The following is a 16753-nucleotide window of genomic DNA, read 5'->3' as shown; positions in this document are numbered from 1 at the left end:
TTACGAAGAGGCTGAAGAGAAGTCAATGATAAAAAGAGGTTCGTAATACTTTTACCATGTTCAAACCACATGCGCAGATGGAAAATAAGAGTATGAAAAACAGCGCAGGCTGTGAGAGACAGGAGAAATGGATGATGAAAACAATTTTGCATGGAAACAACCATCGTGAAGTGAAACTGGAGCATGGAGATGTGCACGTTTTTGCAAATGACGAAGTATTTGCGAGCTTCGGTGAACGCGTATATCAAATGGCAGACAATAATTTGCGTATTCCGCGAAATGTTTATTTTTCGTACACCCCTGATGCACATGTGGGTGTTGGGACCTGTATTGGGACGACAGCGGTTTGGAATCTTGCCGATGGATTTGTCTCGCCCTCCATCGTTGGATCAGACATTGGATGTGGCATGCGTGTGCATCTGACTCCGTTGCATCGAGACGACCTTAAAGACAAGAGCCTAAAACGTGCATTGATCGAAGCGATCGAAGCGTACGTCCCGACAAACGAACGGGGAAATACGCATTTTACAGATATTCGCTTGGAGGAAGTGGTGAAGCATGGCTTACAAGGACTGCCTGGCAACTACATTCCGGATACAGAAGAAGCGCCTGACACTTTACGTCGTTCTTTCTCGCATGTCGAAAAGTACACATTTGAATTCGACCATTCCTTCCTGGAGCAAATACCGCAAAAATCCTGGAGTCGTGCGTGGGGCCAGTTGGGAACATTGGGGGGCGGTAACCACTTTATTGAAATCCAGCATATCGACATCGCGGAGGAGAACAGGGAGATTGCGAAAGCGTGGGGACTGTTCGACGGTCAGGTCGTCATCATGATTCATTCCGGTTCGCGAGCGTGGGGGGCTATGCTAGGGCGGGATTACACGAAAAGCTTCAAGGAAGCTATGTACAAATGGGGGATTCATAATCCTGAGCCGAGCCTGGTATATGCTCCGATCCAAAGCGAGGAAGGACAACAGTATTTGAATTTGATGTATTCCGCGCTGAACTTTGCGGTAACAAATCGGCATATGATCGGATTTTCAGTGGAGCAGGCGTTCCGGGACGTTTTCGGTAGCGAGATGCGTACGCCAGTCCTGTATGATTTGATGCATAATTACGCCTTGAAAGAATTCCATCGCAACACACCGATGCTCGTCCACCGCAAAGGAGCGACGAAGGCATTGCCAGCAGGCCATTTCCAAAATCCGAAAGCTTACCGTGAAACGGGACACCCAGCCTTGATCCCAGGTTCTATGGGAACATCGTCCTATATTATGGTCGGATCGGACGCAGGTGCCAAAAACTTTTATTCGATCTGTCATGGTGCAGGGCGTGTTCGTTCCCGCAAAGCAACGAAGGAGCTTGTGACCATCGATCAATTCGAGCAGGCGATGCGCGTGGGACAGGAAGATGAGATCATGGTGAATCATCGTTCGCTCGCTTCCATCCTTGATGAATGCCCGCAAGCCTATAAAGATGTGGATCAAATCATCGATTCGGTTGTAGGTGCAAATCTTGCATCTGTCGTCGCAAAATGTAACCCTCTTATTGCCATAAAAGGAGTATAATGAAGAGTGGCTTCCCGATAAATTTGGGGGGAGCCACCTTTTGTGATTTAACTTACACTAAATACTACAAGTTAAATTGTGAACAAATTGCGTGAGAAGTTTCAAAAAATAGGTTCGAATGTAACATAAATTGCTTCGCTTCCTCAACCGATACCAAAAGAGAGACAAAATAGGGGAGATAGGGGAACAGATATGCCTACATACTATTACTTCACCTGCCTAAAATGCCGAACCCGGGGGGGAGTTTTCGGCGAACAGGCCTGGGGTTGGGGGAACTTTGACATGATCGAGTCCTTCAAATACCTGGCCCACCACATCCGTACATGCGGGGAAGATTCGATTCGCGTGATTTCTGAGGATGTAGATGATTATGTAGATCAACTGCACGGAGAGTACAACACCTTCCTTGAGCAAACGAAGCATATATTTCCGCATTCCAAAGACTGGGAGTTCCTTGATCGATGGAAAACATTAAAAGTAGAAGAAATGAAGCTAAAATGGGTCGAGGAAAACCGGATCATGCATCCAGATGATCGGATGAAAATATGTGGAGTTGTGGATGCCGTGGACATCTTGAAAGAAGGGGCGGGAAGAGTCTCCTTCAGTGCTAGTGTGACGGATGATGATGGGAAAGTGTGGAAAATTGTAGCTGACATGCGCGAATTACCCATCATAAAACATTCGTATATCATCATTGGCGTCATGCAAGAGCATTCTATATTAGGGGATGTCATCGAGGTGTACAAGATGATTCCACGAGTCGCCGTTCAAGAGGAAAGGGGTAACGATCATGATTCTGGAGACAATCGGACAATTGCTAATTAAAGTGCGCGAGGAAAATCCTCTTGTACATAACATGACGAACGTAGTTGTCACGAACTTTACAGCGAACGGCTTGTTAGCTCTTGGTGCATCACCTGTCATGGCGTACGCCAAACAAGAGGTGGCAGACATGGCAAAGATCGCCGGAGCTCTTGTATTGAATATAGGGACATTGAACGAGCATGAGATCGAAGCGATGCTGATCGCAGGAAAATCGGCGAATCAGCATGGCGTGCCTGTTTTGTTTGATCCAGTGGGAGCGGGAGCAACATTGTACCGAACCGAGACAAGTCAACATCTTGCGCAGGAACTCGACCTAACCCTCATAAGAGGAAATGCTGCCGAGATTGCCAATGTCATCGGGGAGCGCTGGGAAATTAAAGGGGTAGATGCGAAGAAAGCGGGAGGAGATGTCGCGGACCTAGCGAAAGAAGCAGCGAGAAAGCTTGGGACAATCGTTGCGATTACGGGCAAGGTCGATGTGGTTTCGGATGGAGAAACAACATACTCGATCCATAATGGTCATCCAATCTTAACGAAGGTGACCGGAACTGGCTGCTTGTTAACATCTGTTATGGGAGCGTTTGCAGCCATTGCAAATGACAAGCTGATCGCCGGAGCTGCAGCATTGGTATGCTACGGTGTTGCTGCGCAGCTGGCAGCAGAGAAAGCAGCAGGAGTAGGGCCAGGCAGTTTCCAAGTCGAATTTTTGAATGCGTTGCATAACTTGACCCCAGAGGATGTTCGCCTTTTTGGGTACATCGAAAAAAAACAATAAAAATTCCCCTTTAAAAAAGGGGAGAAAAATGGCCGTAGAAGATTAAGCTAGATATGTTAGAGAGTAGCTGTAATTTCGTAATGAATAGGACAGCAGCTTCTTCTGGTGCTCTGATAGTGCTAGGAATATAAATTCTACTTGATCATCATCGTATGGACGGACATAAAAACGGGAAATACCATGACAAATAATTTCTCTCTTTAACGTCAGCGCCACACTGGCGTCTGTTCGTATGTGCAATTCCACGCTGCGTACCCTCCTTGGACATTCAATAGAGTACCAAAAAAATACAAGGAAAAACAAGGGAATTATGTCTGATTCATGTCCAAGTTGTTACCGTTTTTGGGATGAAAACTGACAAGGAAAATGATTCAGAAAAAACTAGCGGGGATTGCTGGGAAAGCATCCTGTTCGAGAGAAAAAATTCGAGATGAGACCGGCCATTCTCCCTTTTTCTGTTGAGTTATTTACTTTATTTCGAAGGCAGCGTACGAGCTCCTGATCGCAATGACAAGAAAAATAGCCATGCTTTTGATAGCAATCATCATGCCTCTTGCAACATCTGTCGACGTCATCAATTGGCGCACCCGGCCCGGAGCATCCAGGCCCACACCAGTTTCCGTACAAACAGGGGAAGCCTACTGAACGGCGTTTTCTTTTTGACAACTGGCATCACTCCGTTTTGTAAAGGGATACTACTTGTATCATATTGAACAGGAAGTGATGTTGCTTTAGGCAATCTCCCTTTTTTCGTTTCGATAGATAATCGCCTGATATGAATGGCACGGAGGTCAACCAAGGGGAAAACTTTCAAAATATCACTTGAAATCATGTTGTGAATATGATAGATTAATTCTTGCCGAAGCGAACGCTTACAGGCTTGATGGATGGATGTCCGAGCGGCCGAAGGAGCACGATTGGAAATCGTGTAGGCGGTGTCGAACCGTCTCGTGGGTTCAAATCCCACTCCATCCGCCATCATACCTGGCCCGTTGGTGAAGCGGTTTAACACAGCAGCCTTTCACGCTGTCATACAGGGGTTCGAATCCCCTACGGGTCACTTATATCCCGCATAGTCAAGCAATTGCTTTGCGGGGCCCCAACAACTTGTTTGGGGTAGGGAGGCTTAGCTCAGCTGGGAGAGCATCTGCCTTACAAGCAGAGGGTCGGCGGTTCGATCCCGTCAGCCTCCACCATTTTTATATGCGGTCGTGGCGGAATTGGCAGACGCGCTAGATTCAGGTTCTAGTGGTGGCAACACCGTGGAGGTTCAAGTCCTCTCGACCGCACCAAGCAAACCCTATATATGGCGGTCGTGGCGAAGGGGTTAACGCACCGGATTGTGGCTCCGGCACTCGTGGGTTCAAGTCCCATCGATCGCCCCATATATGTTTAAATGTAAAATGAAATAGCCCAGCGGTGGCTCCTGTAAAGGAACTCCGGCTGGGCTTTCTTAGTATCCGTCTACGTATGATCAACAGGCTGATAAAAATGAAGGCGATTGCCAAAAGGATCGGTCACGCTCACTTCAAGCGTTCCCCACGGCGTCTCTTCTAGACCGGGACGAGCGTACATGTATCCTTGACGCAACAGTGACTGATGAAAAAGCTCAATGTTCTCTACCTGTACCCGAATCGCTGAGCCAGGACAAGCATCCCCGTGATGCTCAGACAGATGAAGCGTGCATGATGGTGAGGAAATTTGCATGTATAAAGGAAAGTGATCCTCGTAACGATGCTCCCAATCAATCTGAAACCCTAGAAACTCCACATAAAACTCTCTTGCCTTCTCAACGTCAAACATGCGAAAAATAGGTGTTATGATCTGATTCATTTGCCAAGAAACCTCCTGATTGTATTGAGGGAGGCGAGGTGCACCCCTTCGTGAAAAATCGTTCGGACAAGCACTTGTGCAATCGTATGCATGCCGGATTCCGTTGCGGGAAATTCTTCTTCTAATCGATCCTTGTAAGCAGCTTGGATCTTCTGAGGTTGTTCTTGTAATAACGTGACGAGCACTTCAAGATTCGGTGGTGGTGTATCCCAGTCAGCAGGTTTTGTCCCGAAGTTGAACCATTCGTTGAAGCCAGGGGGGATTGGGATCGTTTCTTTTGTAAGGTGAGCGATCCATAAATACTGATCGAGATAGATGTGCCCTAGATTCCACAAGATATTGTTGGAAAAACCATCGGGAATGATGTTCGCATCTTCATCCGTCAAACCAGCGATTGCTTTTAACGTCTCCTGTCGATAATCCTCTAGCTGCTGGAATAGCACCCTGTGCCGCTTTTCCATACATTTCCCCCTTTTGAGTGGCAGTCTTAGGAAATAGATTCGAGTCAGATAAGCTACTTCCTTCTAGTAAGAAGGGGTGTACGAACAAAAAAGCGTGCAGAACCAGCTCATCTGCACGCTTTTTAGTATGCTGTGTATGGGAAACGGCGCTACATTCTTTCCTGCTCGAGGGCGTGAGAAGGGGAGAATAGTTTCCGCCATCTTACTTGCGGTACACAAATGGCAGCCAGGATCATGAATACGCCACCCCATTGAGGGAGAGAGACAGTCTCTTGAAGCACGAAACTCGACAAGAGCACAACTGTAGGCAGCTCGACTGCACTTAAAATGGTAGCCAGTCCATTTCCGATCCGCGGCACACCAACAGCCAAACAGAAGATCGGGATGACCGAACCGAAGATTGCAACCAAAAGACCGAGCGGAAGCAAACCTTGAAGAAGCTGACCATTTACCAGGAAAGTCGGTGGATAAACGATCGAGAGCATCAGGGCAGCCATGCTAATCGAAATCGCGCTTCGCAAGTATGGGTCCATTCCAGGGAGAATTCGTCCGCTGAAAAAAATAACCAAGGCAAAGGTCGCGCCTGACATCAGACCGAAGATCAGTCCGACCATGTCTACACTCTGAATGCCGCTTTCGCCAAGTCCGCTTGCAAGAACCGTCCCTGCACCAAGCATAACCAGAGACACCCATTTTTCAGCGGTCGGCCATTTGCGATCCATAATTGCCTCCAGCAAGACGCCGATCCAAGTAAACTGAAAGAGGAGAACGATGGCGAGCGAAGCAGAGACCCGGCTAACAGCCTGATGGTAAAAAAGACTGGTTGAGGCCATCATGAGGCTGGCTGGTGCCAAAAGCAACAAATACTTGAACGAAAACCGTTGCTTGGAGAAAAAGATAGCCATGACCGTCATGATCAGGCCGCCAAAAATCAATTGGCTTCCGCTCATTTCAAATGGAGTAAAGCCGAGTTGAAAAGCATGCTTCATGAAGATCGAGAGTACACCGTAGCTGCACGCACCGAGTAAAACTAAAAAGATAGATCGCCAGTATGTCATAAGTAAAAGTTCCTTTCGTATGACTAAACTCGGAAGAATAATGACTATTGTACTACAGGTATAAAAGTGGTACAATAAAATTTTTGTCCACTCTTTATTGTGCTACTAAGGTAATTAGCTAGCTGCATGCATTGGTAATATGGTAACGGATGAAAGTGTAGGGAACACCTTATTCTTCGTGAGAATACATAGCTGTTTTTTTGTATTTCCGTTACACTACTCCATAGAGAAGAAGTTCAAAAAGTTGTCTATAGAGAAAGAGAAGGCGAAACACATGGAGGAGCAAGGATGAGACAGGGGATTATTTACGCAATTGTGGCGTATTTGGCTTGGGGGTTACTCCCGCTCTATTGGAAGCTGTTTCAGGCAATGGGGGCATGGGAGATACTCGCTCATCGAATCGTCTGGTCGATTATTTTTGTCGCAATCATTATTCAGGTAACGAAACGCTGGCGCAGTATGTGGCGAGCGGTTACTGGTTTTAAAATGTTCGGAGCATTAGCGATATGTTCACTGCTAATCAGCGCAAACTGGCTCATTTTTATATGGGCAGTAAATAACGATCAAGTCATGCAAACGAGTCTTGGCTATTACATGAATCCTCTCATCACCGTACTGCTCGGAGTCATTTTCTTAAAAGAAAAAATGCATGCTGGGCAATGGCTCGCGCTTATACTTGCGGCTTTCGGAGTCATGTTCATCACCTTCCAGTACGGTGAGATTCCATGGGTCTCTCTATCACTTGCCCTGACCTTTGCTTTTTACAGCTTGGCGAAAAAGCTCGTCCGGATGGAGGCGATGATTGGACTAGCGTGGGAGACGCTGTTTGTGGCCCCTATTGCTTTCGGCTATCTGCTGATGCTACAGGTCAATGGGACGGATACGATGACATCCTTGGCATGGTGGCAACTTCTATTGCTGACGTTGGCGGGGGTAGCTACTGCCATGCCGCTCTACTGGTTCGCCCAAGCAACGACTAGACTCCCACTTTCCGTTGTGGGCTTCATTCAATACTTGGCGCCGACGATATCGCTCCTATCAGCTGTTTTCTTGTTTGGAGAGCCTTTCACCCAAACACATCTCATCAGCTTTGGATTCATCTGGTCTGCGCTCATCGTATTTACGGTGTCTTCCGTTCGCATGAAACGAAAAGCTGCTCCAATCAATCCTGAAGTCGCTCTCAAAAAACAAGCGTGAAATAAGAAAACTCCTGACCTGCCGAGGAAGACTCGGATACGGTCAGGAGTTTTTGTTTACAAGGACGTAATTAGCAAATCGCTTCGCCGTGCTTTTTCATGCGGTACGCACCGTGATTAGTAGGTCCTACATATTTATTGAGAGCAAACGAGTGGCGAATCGCTTCGGTAATAAAGTCTTTGGCAACCGCTACAGCGTTGTGTACAGAGCTTCCTTTTGCCAATTCGGCACAGATTGCAGCCGAAAACGTGCAACCAGCACCATGAGTAAAGCTCGTTTCAAAGCGTTCTGATTCCAATACCTCGATCGTTTTTCCGTCATAGAAAACATCTACGGCATTGCCGCTTTGAAGCTTGCTGCCGCCTTTTACAACGACGTAAGAGGTGCCGAAGTCGTGAATGCGTTTTGCCGCTTCCTTCATGTCATCGACACTTTTCAGCGCGCCCATTTTGCTGAGAATACCAGCTTCGAACAGGTTAGGAGTCGCAACTGTTGCATGCGGGAGCAAGACTTCACGCAGGCTGACTGCAATTTCTGGATGGAGTGCTTCATCTGCACCCTTACAGATCATCACAGGGTCAACGACAACATTTTTCAAATCGTATTGTTTTATTTTACGGGTAGCGAGGTCAACCAGTTCAGTGGTTCCGAGCATCCCTGTTTTTACAGCATCTACGCCAATTCCTGCGAGTACGGTTTCGATTTGTTTTTCCAGGATCGCAACATCGATCGGAAACACTTCGTGAAACCATTCGTTATGTGGATCTTGGGCTACGATAACGGTGAGGGCGGTCATCCCGAAAACACCAAGCTCCTGAAACGTTTTGAGGTCTGCTTGCTGACCAGCTCCGCCGCTGGTGTCGGAACCTGCAATGGTGAGTGCTTTCTTCATGGTCATTGTGATTATCTCCCTTTGTATACCGCTGCACTATCGAAGCGGATCTATACTGTCATGCACTGTAATGCCTCTCTCTATATTAAAGAGGAAGAAATCGGTGCTGTCAATAATATCCCCAAAATATAAAAACCGCCTCCCATAACGGGTAAGCGGTTTATGTATGTGTGCAATTATGCTTGAGAAGCAGCGTGGTGAAAAGAGAAGCTGATGGTAGTGGACATGGACTTGGAACGCTTGGTTGCAAGCTGTTTGGCTTGCTTTGCTGCCTCAAACATACTGGGTGCCTTGATGATTTCAACCCATCTGCGTGTTGCTGTTTCAAATAAAAAGCGATAGATAGTCATCTTCTTCGACCCTCCATGGTTTGTTGACATCTACATTGTATTACGATTTGGGCCGCAAAAGGTTACATGGCTGTTACATATTTTTGAAGAAAAGATTGTTTTTTTGTAAAACGTAAATTGTTTCCGAAAGAAGCGTTACGTTTTGCGAAATGTTACGTCTTTAGTATGTGGTGTTTACGAAAACTTCCATTTTGAAAGAACGAATGAGGTGCGACAAACTTATGGTCAATTCAACAGGAGAGCTGACGGTGACAGGGGTCAATCACAGCTACGGAACGGGAAAAATCAAAGTTCCCGTGCTGTTTGATATCAACCTTCATATCAACAAGGGAGAATTCGTGGCTTTGTGTGGCTCGTCGGGGTCAGGCAAGTCTACGCTTTTGAACTTGCTTGCAGGTTTGACCAAGCCGGAGGAAGGGAGTGTCATGGTTAGCGGAGCACAGATTTCCAGCTACAGCGAAAACGAACTATGCATGTTTCGCCGTAAAAATATGGGCTTTATCTTCCAGTCATACAATCTGCTCCCAAATCTGACAGCGTTGGAAAACGTAGAACTTCCCTTGATTTTTGCAGGCGAAAGCAAGAAAAAACGTCGGGCAAAAGCAACGGAAATCCTCCACCGCGTAGGGCTGGAAGGTCGTATCGACCACAGACCCAATGAGCTCAGTGGTGGACAGCAGCAGCGTGTCAGTATCGCGAGAGCGCTCGTCAATCAGCCTGGCATTATCTTGGCGGATGAGCCGACGGGGAACCTGGACTCGAAGACAGAACAAGAGATTCTCCTATTAATGAGAGAAATGAACAAGGAAAATGGGACTACGTTCATCATCGTTACCCATGAGCAGGAAGTAGCGGAACAGTCCGACCGCGTCATTTATCTCCAGGACGGACGGGTTGTACAAAAAAGGACAAGACCAGCGTAGGCGAGGGTATGAGGTGAACAAACAGTGAAGGTAATGGATTCTTTTCGCATCGTCTGGAGGAATCTGTGGCGAATGAAGCTACGGACAGCCCTTACGTCGGTTGGTGTCATGATCGGGACGGCTGCAATCGTCGCGATGATGGCATTAAGTTTAGGGCTTAAGGAAAGTGCGGTAAAAAGCTTGGAGAACTTCGGGAACTTGACAGAGATGGACGTCGAGCCATTGCGTTGGTACGAGGAAAATGGCGAATGGATTGATGTTCCAGAGGATAAGGTCAAGAAGCTGAATATGCAAGCGGTGCAGGAATTAAAAAAGATTCCTGGCATTCAGGCTGTTATGCCGATAAAAGAATTACGAGAGCAAGCAAAGCTTAAGGTAGGTAGGCGAGAAGGTTACGTACAGCTTATTGGGGTGGATGTGAATGAGTCGGCTGCCTATCGCAAAAATGACATTGAAAAAGGAAGCTATCTGACAGGGGCCCCACAAGAGATCGTGGTTGCTTTCGATGTATCCAGAGAATTGCGCGACGTAGAAAAGGAAAAGCGCGAGGAACGGCGAAGAAAGGCCGGAGCTGGACGGCATGAAATGTCTCAGATGCCACCTCCTGATATAGGGGGCGGAGAAGCACTGGCCTTCAATCTCGTAGACAGAGCAGGGACTCTCATCTTGTCACGCGAATATCGCATCGACGATGAACCGAAATACGAGAAAAAAGAACTGCGTGTGAAGGTTGTCGGTCAATTAAAGAAGTCTGAAGAACGTAACTCATCAGCCGCGGTTTATGTTCCGATTAACGTTGTGAAAGAGCTGAACGAGTGGGTCACGCGCAGTCGAGGTGACGAAGTCGAAGAGGGAGCATCGCGCCGTTCACGCGATAAAGCTAAAAAGGATACCTTTGAATTTGACAGAATTACAGTCAAGGTAGAATCTCGTGAAAAAGTCGAGGGTGTAGTCAAAGCGTTGAAGGAAAATGGCTTTGAAGTATGGTCGCCTGCACGTGAGCTGGAAACCATCAATAACTTCTTCTTCGTGATTCAGATGGTCCTCGGAGGAATTGCAGCAATCTCCTTGCTCGTTGCAACCATTGGAATCGTCAATACGATGATCATGTCGATTTTAGAGCGAACCAAAGAGATTGGGATCATGAAAGTAATCGGAGCCACTGTGTTGAATATTCGCTGGCTGTTCTTAATGGAATCAGGTTTTATTGGATTAATTGGTGGACTAGCTGGTCTTGGCATGGCGTGGGGAGCGGTTGAGCTCGTGAATTACTTCGGTGCGTCTGGCGGTCTCTTGGATAGTCTGAACATGGGCTACGGCGGTGGTGATCCAGAGGCTGAGCCAACAAAATTGGCGGTCATTCCGAGCTGGCTGGCACTCTTTGCGATCGGCTTCTCCTTTATCATTGGGGTGTTGGCGGGAATCTTCCCGGCGATCCGTGCGTCTCGTTTAAGTGCGCTGCAAGCGATTCGATCTGAATAAGTGATGAAATGTGAGGAACGTAAGATGAACAAGAAAAAATGGATCATTATCGCCACGGTCGTGGCCGTTCTTGGAGGGGGAAGCTATTACGGCTATTCGTACTTCAAGGGCGAAGAGGTTACAGAAGAAAAGCCAGAAGAAAAACCGAACTTCCCGACAGCGCTCGTGGAACGTGGTGACGTTAAGAAAACGATCAACTCAGCAGGGACAGTGGAAGCGAAGGCGCGTGAGGAAGTCAAGCCAGAGCTCAGCGGCAAGGTGCAACGTGTGCTAGTCAAGGAAGGGCAATCTGTGAAAAAAGGCGATGTCTTGTTCACGATAGACAGCTCGGATGCACAGTTGGAAATTCAAAAGCTGGAGCTGGACATTTTAAAAGCGAAAAAAGAGCTAAGTGAAATTAAACAAAAGAAAGACAAGATCACGGCTACTAAAGAAGGAAAAGTGGTTGAGGTCCTTGTGGAAGAAGGGCAAGATGTAAGACCGGAGCAGGTAGTAGTCAAGCTGGCTAATACCGACTATCTGAAAATTATTGGGCAATTTACCTCCTATGAGTCTGAAAGATTCAGTGTAGGTCAAAAAGTGAAGGTATTCATTCCGACTTCCATGTACTTTGTGGATGGTGTCGTAACGGAAGTGGACAGAATTGGCGAAAAGGTAGAAGGAGCGGGCGGTATTCATGATGTCGAGGTTTTGGTCAAGAAGCCTGGTGCCATCTACGTTGGGGACAAGGGTGAGGTACAGTATACGGATGATAAGGGCCTCTTATATGTAAGCCGAAATCAGAAAGAATTCCAGTTGCCAGATGAAATAGAAATTTTGGCGGGTACTCACGGAAAAATTGGCAAGGTAGACGTGAAAAAGGACGATGTAGTCAAAGTAGGGCAACAACTGTTCAAGATGGATATGGAAGCGTCAGGTATGGAGCTGCTGGAAAAAGAGCTCGCACTAAAATCGTCCTTATTGAACATGGAGCAGAAAAAGCGTGAAATTGCGAAGAACCAGGTAACAGCGCCAATCAGCGGTGTCATCACCAAGCTGGGTGTAAAAGAAGGTGAAGCGCCAGGATCAGATCCTGCAGCCATTATTATGGACACGACTTCTGTTTACTTTGTGGCAGCCGTTGGAGAGCTCGATATTCCCGAGATTAAAATCGGACAAAATGTCGATGTTTACGTGTATGCGTTTGGTACGGAGCCGTTTAAAGGCAAAGTCATAGAGCTCCCAAAAGAAGGAAAAAAAGAAGACAAGGAAGTTCGGTTCGCGGTAAAAGTGGAACTGCTAGACAAGGCTGATTTTAAGCATGGGATGACGGGAGACAACGATATTATCGTCGCCCAAGCACAAAATGTCCTGCGCTTGCCAAGCAATGCGGTTGAAATTCTGGGGCCAGGTCAAGGAACGGTTATGGTGAAAGATCCGAGCACCGGAGATCCAATGCCGAAAGACGTAGAAATCGGTATTGAAGGATATGATTTTATTGAAATCAAAGGCGGCTTGAATGAGGGAGAAGAGGTTCTGGTGACCAACTCCGAAGGCATGTAAAAGCCAATCGAATTCGTTTATAGCGAAAGCCCCGTTGCCACTGGCCAAAGACCTAAGCAAACGGGGCTGTTTTTTTACACGCATACGCTTTTCAACGATTTGAACGTAATCGTAACGTTGTGGACATTTGTGACGTCAAACTATGTAAAGGATGGGAGATTGTACAGCCGTTTTCCTTTGCAAACTGATCAGCAACAGGTACCATGGAGAGCTGTGCCACTGCAATAGCTCGGTCTGGAATCGTATGGTGGAGCTGATACAGAGCGTCTTTAATCGCTTCTCTGTACGCTTCCTCCTGGTTTTCCATGAGTAGGGCAAAAGCATTTTCGACGATGTTTACTTGTATCTCCGGATGTAGATTGTGGGAATGGGCGTGTTGCACGAGACGCTCCATCGTAGGTTGGACAGTAGCGGGATTGGAGAACAGCAGAATTTGTGGCTCCGTATATCGTGCAAGCTCATGAAAAAAAGGGCCATCGATTGTGAAGATGGGGACAGTGGCAGTTGCCTCATCCTCTGGTGTTACTAGTGCGGCATACTGCGTACAAGTGATTACGATTGCATCGACCGCGCAGCTCTGCATCCAGCTTAGTTGCTCACGTAATTTGGCATGCGATTGTTCCTTGGTATGGATAGGGGTTCCCGCGTTTTGCAGGAGTAAACCTGGATCAACAAAATGAATGAGCTCAACTTCAAAGGCTGCGAACGCATCTGATAAGAGCGAAATATTCGAATAATGTCCATGGAGACAGGCAATACGAGTCATCGTGGAGCACCCCCATGTAGAGTATCATTCTCTGATTTCTTATGGGCAAGGACGCGAATACGCTTGTAATCGAGCACCCAGTGACCCTCTTGAAACAGCGCAGGACGCAGGAAGTCAGTGACTTCCCTACAGACTTGCTGGATTTCATCTGCCGACAGTCCTGCAAAAAAAGGACTGCAAAAAGAATTCAGCCAATGCGAAAGCCCCAGGTCCCCATCAGCCATGACTGTCGGACGATCAAAATGGGAGGCAAGTACGACATGGAAGCCTTGCTTCTCCAAAAGAGTCGTGTACTCTCCAATGCTGGGAAAATACCAAGGGGAGCGCTCATCAGCAGATATTCCTTTTCGCGCCAATACAGTTCGTAATGCCTGTGTGATTTGTCCACAATTGCCGTGTCCTCCAAATTCGGCAACAAAGCGTCCGCCGGGAGCAAGAGCCAGCCAAATGGTTTCAACGACTTCGGCAGGACGTTTCATCCAGTGGAGTGCGGCATTGGAAAAGACAGCGTCGTAACGGACATGTGTACGATACGTATGCGCATCGGCTACTTCAAAGGCAAACTGCGGATATTTTTGGCGAGCAGCCTCAATCATGGCGGCAGAAAAATCGATTCCTGTCACATTTGCTCCTGCAAGCGATAGTTGAGCACACAGGTCGCCTGTTCCACAGCCTAAGTCAAGAATGCTTTCTCCAGGAGCCGGCTGCAGCCAGTCCACTAACTCTTTGCCGTATTCAGAAACGAAATTCATTTTGGCGTCGTATAGCCCGGCATTCCATTGATTGGTTCGAATCATCTGTATCCCTCCCTTTCTTCCTTTTTACCGATTTAAAAGACATAAGTCAAATCTATATAAATTATTAAATGGATAGTTTTTAACTATATCGAGTTTAGGAAAAGGCATGAGAACATAAAGGATAAAACACGGTTATTGTCGAATAAAATCAGTTGTTTCCATGCAAATACGTAAGACGAAAAAGTAGGAGGGCAGTTCGTGAAAAAATGGGTTGTAAAAGCACTACTTGTGTGTTTGGCAACTGGTACCTTGTTGTCAGGTGTGTCAGTACCGCCAGCCATGGGAGCCGGGGCAACAGCATCAATGAAAAAAAACAGCCAAGTATCTAAGCCAATCCGGAAGCAGCCTGTTCACGATATGGTTATCTTTAACGATTATCAGGTTGCGGGACTGGATTCAAAAGGTTGGAACTGGGTGAAGAATGATGAGTTTATTCTACCTCCGGAGACACCACTCGATATTGATGTGATACAGACTACTTATGGAAATGGAACAAACCTGAGTCGAAAGCAAGTATATTTGGATGGTGTAGAATTAACGGAGTTTCAAATGGAGCAAAGCTCAAATCAAGAAGTGTTCAAATGGCAGGTACCGCGCTTCACAATTCCCGCAATGAAATTGTCTGCTGGCTCTCATACGTTGACCTTTGTAGTGACTGATGCCAATGCGAAGAGCAGTACGTTACACGTGAGTTTTCAGGTAGAAGCACAAAATTACCCACGTATTTATAAGGGAGAAAAGGCAGAGGGAGAGCCTTTGGCGACAGGCGGGCAGACGACCATTTTCGGAAATATGGGGTCAACTGATTTTAACAGTTCTGTACCCGGTACGTGGAAGCTAACAAACAAGTCTACGAACCAAGAAATGAGATCTGTTCCTGCTACTGTGTTTTCAACAGGTACGTTGTTGACTGGTCAATACCAACTCCTGTTTCTACCTGATGATACCTCCATGTCGCCTTGGACTACGACGGTTCAGATTGGCATGGCGGAGCTATATATGGGAACAGATGCGAGTGGTCAAAAACTGGCACCGGATCAGACTATTACTGCCCCGGAGTCACCAGGTAAGATTTCTTTGTATTCGGCATACCCAGGTCGATGGTCGGTGAACGGAACTGGACAAACGTTGACGAATGCGCACCATTTTGAAGTGGATATCCCGATGATGCTGGCGGGTATGACGATTTCTGTCACTTTTGAGCCAGATTCCAAGGAAAACAAAACGGATTCCTTATGGGGAGGTTCTACGTCGACTACGATTCACATACAAATTCCAGGTGCACCAAATGCTTGTGGTCCCACAAGCGGAGACGTCACGATGGATGTGTTGATGCAGCCAAACGAAAAATCTACACTCATGGTCGAGAAAGCAAACGTGTATTCATCAGACAATACAGTGAAGCTCTATCAAAACCCGGTTCATGTGATATGGCTGACTACAGCAGCAGAGCATATCGAATTCGGTAGTGAAGCTGATGACGAGGAAGGACCAGGAGTATGGGCAGTCGATAACGTCGTGGTCGATAGTGATAAATTGAATTGGGATCATACAGGCTTGCTACTGTCTGGTTATAAGCCAGGGCGTTACAAGGTAAACTATTACAGCAAAAGAGACCCTGCCAAGACATGGTGTGGTTACATACAGGTCATTGAGGATACGCCACCAATCCCAGCGTCCCAAAGTTGTGATGCAGGTGATTCAGGTATGGCTCCATCATCAGCGCCGATGTTCATGAGAGGAAAAGAGGGCAAGGAATTTCGAGATGGAGATCTTGTGACTGTGGAATCTGAGAGCGATCTTGCTGAATTGGAAAACTTACAGCTCATCTCGACGTATGCAGAGCGAACTGGAACGAAGAAAGTTAGAGAGAGCAGGAAGGCTTCCGCTTACCATATGCCAAAGTATGAGTGGAAATATGGAGAGAACGCCATCGGTGCTAGACAAGAGCATAGCAGTGCTACGATATCCTCAGAAAATCGGATCGAGATCTACTACGAAGGAAAAGAAATCACTGCCATTAAGCCTTCCAATCGAGATGGCGACACTGGTAACGGACTGGAATCACTTGATATCAGCAAATACATTGATCGGCAGCAGCCCGGTAAATACGAGATCAAAGTAACCAATATCCTTAGCAACAAGACTTGCCAACTCGTTACAAGACAAAAAAGATCAGTCAAAAAAACAGACGTTGATGAACGAAAAGAAACGATTACATTTACAGTCGAAGTGAAATAACGATTGACCCCCTTGCATTTTGGCATGGGGGTTTTCGACT

At 46.9% G+C, this 16753-nt stretch carries 16 protein-coding genes and 5 tRNA genes; 13 read left to right on the top strand and 8 right to left on the bottom strand.

All coding sequences use genetic code 11. The features are described from left to right. The first annotated feature begins 134 nt into the window (after window positions 1-134). The 3 genes from AB432_RS20315 (at window position 135) to thiM (ending at window position 3171) form a co-directional block, all read left to right on the top strand. Complete coding sequence (locus AB432_RS20315; protein ID WP_048035893.1) at window positions 135-1571, top strand: RtcB family protein; 1437 nt, start codon at window positions 135-137, stop codon at window positions 1569-1571. A 282-nt stretch (window positions 1572-1853) separates the two neighbouring features. Then, entirely contained in the window at window positions 1854-2396 is a 543-nt protein-coding gene (locus AB432_RS20310) for a hypothetical protein (RefSeq protein WP_235617509.1), read from the top strand. After that, window positions 2362-3171, top strand: coding sequence for a hydroxyethylthiazole kinase (gene thiM, locus AB432_RS20305; RefSeq protein ID WP_048033825.1), 810 nt, complete (start codon window positions 2362-2364; stop codon window positions 3169-3171). The genes AB432_RS20310 and thiM overlap by 35 nt, the downstream gene beginning before the upstream one ends. 467 nt (window positions 3172-3638) lie before the next feature. Here the strand turns inward: thiM and AB432_RS31425 are convergent, their stop codons facing one another. Continuing rightward, complete coding sequence (locus tag AB432_RS31425; protein WP_327375588.1) at window positions 3639-3782, bottom strand: hypothetical protein; 144 nt, start codon at window positions 3780-3782, stop codon at window positions 3639-3641. 274 nt (window positions 3783-4056) lie between these two features. Between AB432_RS31425 and AB432_RS20290 the strand changes: the two genes are divergently transcribed. The 5 genes from AB432_RS20290 to AB432_RS20270 all read left to right on the top strand — a co-directional run bounded on the left by AB432_RS20290 (window position 4057) and on the right by AB432_RS20270 (window position 4556). Continuing rightward, a tRNA-Ser gene (locus tag AB432_RS20290) sits at window positions 4057-4149 on the top strand. An 8-nt stretch (window positions 4150-4157) separates the two neighbouring features. After that, window positions 4158-4231 (top strand) — tRNA-Glu (locus AB432_RS20285). Between the two features lie 60 nt (window positions 4232-4291). Beyond that, window positions 4292-4367, top strand: a tRNA-Val gene (locus tag AB432_RS20280). Window positions 4368-4376: 9 nt separating this feature from the next. Further along, window positions 4377-4463, top strand: a tRNA-Leu gene (locus tag AB432_RS20275). Window positions 4464-4480: 17 nt separating this feature from the next. Then, window positions 4481-4556: transfer RNA gene (locus tag AB432_RS20270), tRNA-His, on the top strand. A gap of 79 nt (window positions 4557-4635) precedes the next feature. On the opposite strand, the gene AB432_RS20265 is transcribed toward AB432_RS20270, so the two are convergent. The 3 genes from AB432_RS20265 to AB432_RS20255 form a co-directional block, all read right to left on the bottom strand. Beyond that, window positions 4636-5004: a glyoxalase superfamily protein gene (locus tag AB432_RS20265; RefSeq protein WP_048033823.1), complete on the bottom strand. Its 369-nt coding sequence runs from the start codon at window positions 5002-5004 to the stop codon at window positions 4636-4638. Continuing rightward, entirely contained in the window at window positions 5001-5465 is a 465-nt protein-coding gene (locus AB432_RS20260; RefSeq protein WP_048033822.1) for a DinB family protein, read from the bottom strand. Before AB432_RS20260 ends, AB432_RS20265 begins: the two co-directional genes overlap by 4 nt. Before the next feature lie 149 nt (window positions 5466-5614). Continuing rightward, window positions 5615-6523, bottom strand: a complete 909-nt coding sequence (locus AB432_RS20255; RefSeq protein ID WP_048033821.1) for an EamA family transporter — start codon at window positions 6521-6523, stop codon at window positions 5615-5617. 288 nt (window positions 6524-6811) lie between these two features. Between AB432_RS20255 and rarD the strand changes: the two genes are divergently transcribed. Then, on the top strand, window positions 6812-7720 hold the full coding sequence (gene rarD / locus AB432_RS20250; RefSeq protein ID WP_048033820.1) for an EamA family transporter RarD: 909 nt from the start codon (window positions 6812-6814) through the stop codon (window positions 7718-7720). A gap of 70 nt (window positions 7721-7790) precedes the next feature. Here rarD and pdxK read toward each other — a convergent pair whose 3' ends face one another. Further along, window positions 7791-8618 (bottom strand): pyridoxine/pyridoxal/pyridoxamine kinase, encoded by an 828-nt coding sequence (pdxK, locus tag AB432_RS20245; RefSeq protein ID WP_048033819.1) that lies wholly within the window; start codon window positions 8616-8618, stop codon window positions 7791-7793. A 170-nt stretch (window positions 8619-8788) separates the two neighbouring features. Beyond that, window positions 8789-8962 carry a hypothetical protein gene (locus AB432_RS30855; RefSeq protein WP_007723176.1) on the bottom strand — a complete coding sequence of 58 codons (174 nt, stop codon included), beginning with the start codon at window positions 8960-8962 and terminating at the stop codon, window positions 8789-8791. 221 nt (window positions 8963-9183) lie between these two features. On the opposite strand from AB432_RS30855, the gene AB432_RS20240 reads away from it, so the two are divergent. The 3 genes from AB432_RS20240 to AB432_RS20230 are packed head-to-tail and all read left to right on the top strand — an operon-like array spanning window position 9184 to window position 12909. Further along, entirely contained in the window at window positions 9184-9885 is a 702-nt protein-coding gene (locus AB432_RS20240) for an ABC transporter ATP-binding protein (RefSeq protein WP_048033818.1), read from the top strand. Between the two features lie 24 nt (window positions 9886-9909). Beyond that, window positions 9910-11367: an ABC transporter permease gene (locus tag AB432_RS20235; RefSeq protein WP_048033817.1), complete on the top strand. Its 1458-nt coding sequence runs from the start codon at window positions 9910-9912 to the stop codon at window positions 11365-11367. A gap of 24 nt (window positions 11368-11391) precedes the next feature. Continuing rightward, window positions 11392-12909, top strand: coding sequence for an efflux RND transporter periplasmic adaptor subunit (locus AB432_RS20230; protein ID WP_048033816.1), 1518 nt, complete (start codon window positions 11392-11394; stop codon window positions 12907-12909). Between the two features lie 91 nt (window positions 12910-13000). On the opposite strand, the gene AB432_RS20225 is transcribed toward AB432_RS20230, so the two are convergent. Then, the gene (locus AB432_RS20225; RefSeq protein WP_048033815.1) at window positions 13001-13675 is read right to left on the bottom strand and encodes a hypothetical protein; all 675 of its coding nucleotides are present in this window, start codon (window positions 13673-13675) and stop codon (window positions 13001-13003) included. Next, window positions 13672-14472: a class I SAM-dependent methyltransferase gene (locus AB432_RS20220; RefSeq protein ID WP_048033814.1), complete on the bottom strand. Its 801-nt coding sequence runs from the start codon at window positions 14470-14472 to the stop codon at window positions 13672-13674. Before AB432_RS20220 ends, AB432_RS20225 begins: the two co-directional genes overlap by 4 nt. A gap of 198 nt (window positions 14473-14670) precedes the next feature. On the opposite strand from AB432_RS20220, the gene AB432_RS20215 reads away from it, so the two are divergent. Then, window positions 14671-16713 carry a hypothetical protein gene (locus AB432_RS20215; RefSeq protein ID WP_048033813.1) on the top strand — a complete coding sequence of 681 codons (2043 nt, stop codon included), beginning with the start codon at window positions 14671-14673 and terminating at the stop codon, window positions 16711-16713. The last annotated feature ends 40 nt before the right edge of the window (window positions 16714-16753 follow it).

The organism is Brevibacillus brevis, assembly GCF_001039275.2.
In the GTDB taxonomy this organism is placed as follows: domain Bacteria; phylum Bacillota; class Bacilli; order Brevibacillales; family Brevibacillaceae; genus Brevibacillus; species Brevibacillus brevis_C.
Note: the sequence above shows the minus strand (reverse complement) of the source record. Positions and strands in the feature narration are given on the sequence as shown.

Coding starts and splice junctions, on each gene's coding strand:
- AB432_RS20315 (WP_048035893.1), top strand. CDS start 135: ATGAAAACAATTTTGCATGGAAACAACCATCGTGAAGTGAAACTGGAG.
- AB432_RS20310 (WP_235617509.1), top strand. CDS start 1,854: ATGATCGAGTCCTTCAAATACCTGGCCCACCACATCCGTACATGCGGG.
- thiM (WP_048033825.1), top strand. CDS start 2,362: ATGATTCTGGAGACAATCGGACAATTGCTAATTAAAGTGCGCGAGGAA.
- AB432_RS20265 (WP_048033823.1), bottom strand. CDS start 5,004: ATGAATCAGATCATAACACCTATTTTTCGCATGTTTGACGTTGAGAAG.
- AB432_RS20260 (WP_048033822.1), bottom strand. CDS start 5,465: ATGGAAAAGCGGCACAGGGTGCTATTCCAGCAGCTAGAGGATTATCGA.
- AB432_RS20255 (WP_048033821.1), bottom strand. CDS start 6,523: ATGACATACTGGCGATCTATCTTTTTAGTTTTACTCGGTGCGTGCAGC.
- rarD (WP_048033820.1), top strand. CDS start 6,812: ATGAGACAGGGGATTATTTACGCAATTGTGGCGTATTTGGCTTGGGGG.
- pdxK (WP_048033819.1), bottom strand. CDS start 8,618: ATGACCATGAAGAAAGCACTCACCATTGCAGGTTCCGACACCAGCGGC.
- AB432_RS30855 (WP_007723176.1), bottom strand. CDS start 8,962: ATGACTATCTATCGCTTTTTATTTGAAACAGCAACACGCAGATGGGTT.
- AB432_RS20240 (WP_048033818.1), top strand. CDS start 9,184: ATGGTCAATTCAACAGGAGAGCTGACGGTGACAGGGGTCAATCACAGC.
- AB432_RS20230 (WP_048033816.1), top strand. CDS start 11,392: ATGAACAAGAAAAAATGGATCATTATCGCCACGGTCGTGGCCGTTCTT.
- AB432_RS20225 (WP_048033815.1), bottom strand. CDS start 13,675: ATGACTCGTATTGCCTGTCTCCATGGACATTATTCGAATATTTCGCTC.
- AB432_RS20220 (WP_048033814.1), bottom strand. CDS start 14,472: ATGATTCGAACCAATCAATGGAATGCCGGGCTATACGACGCCAAAATG.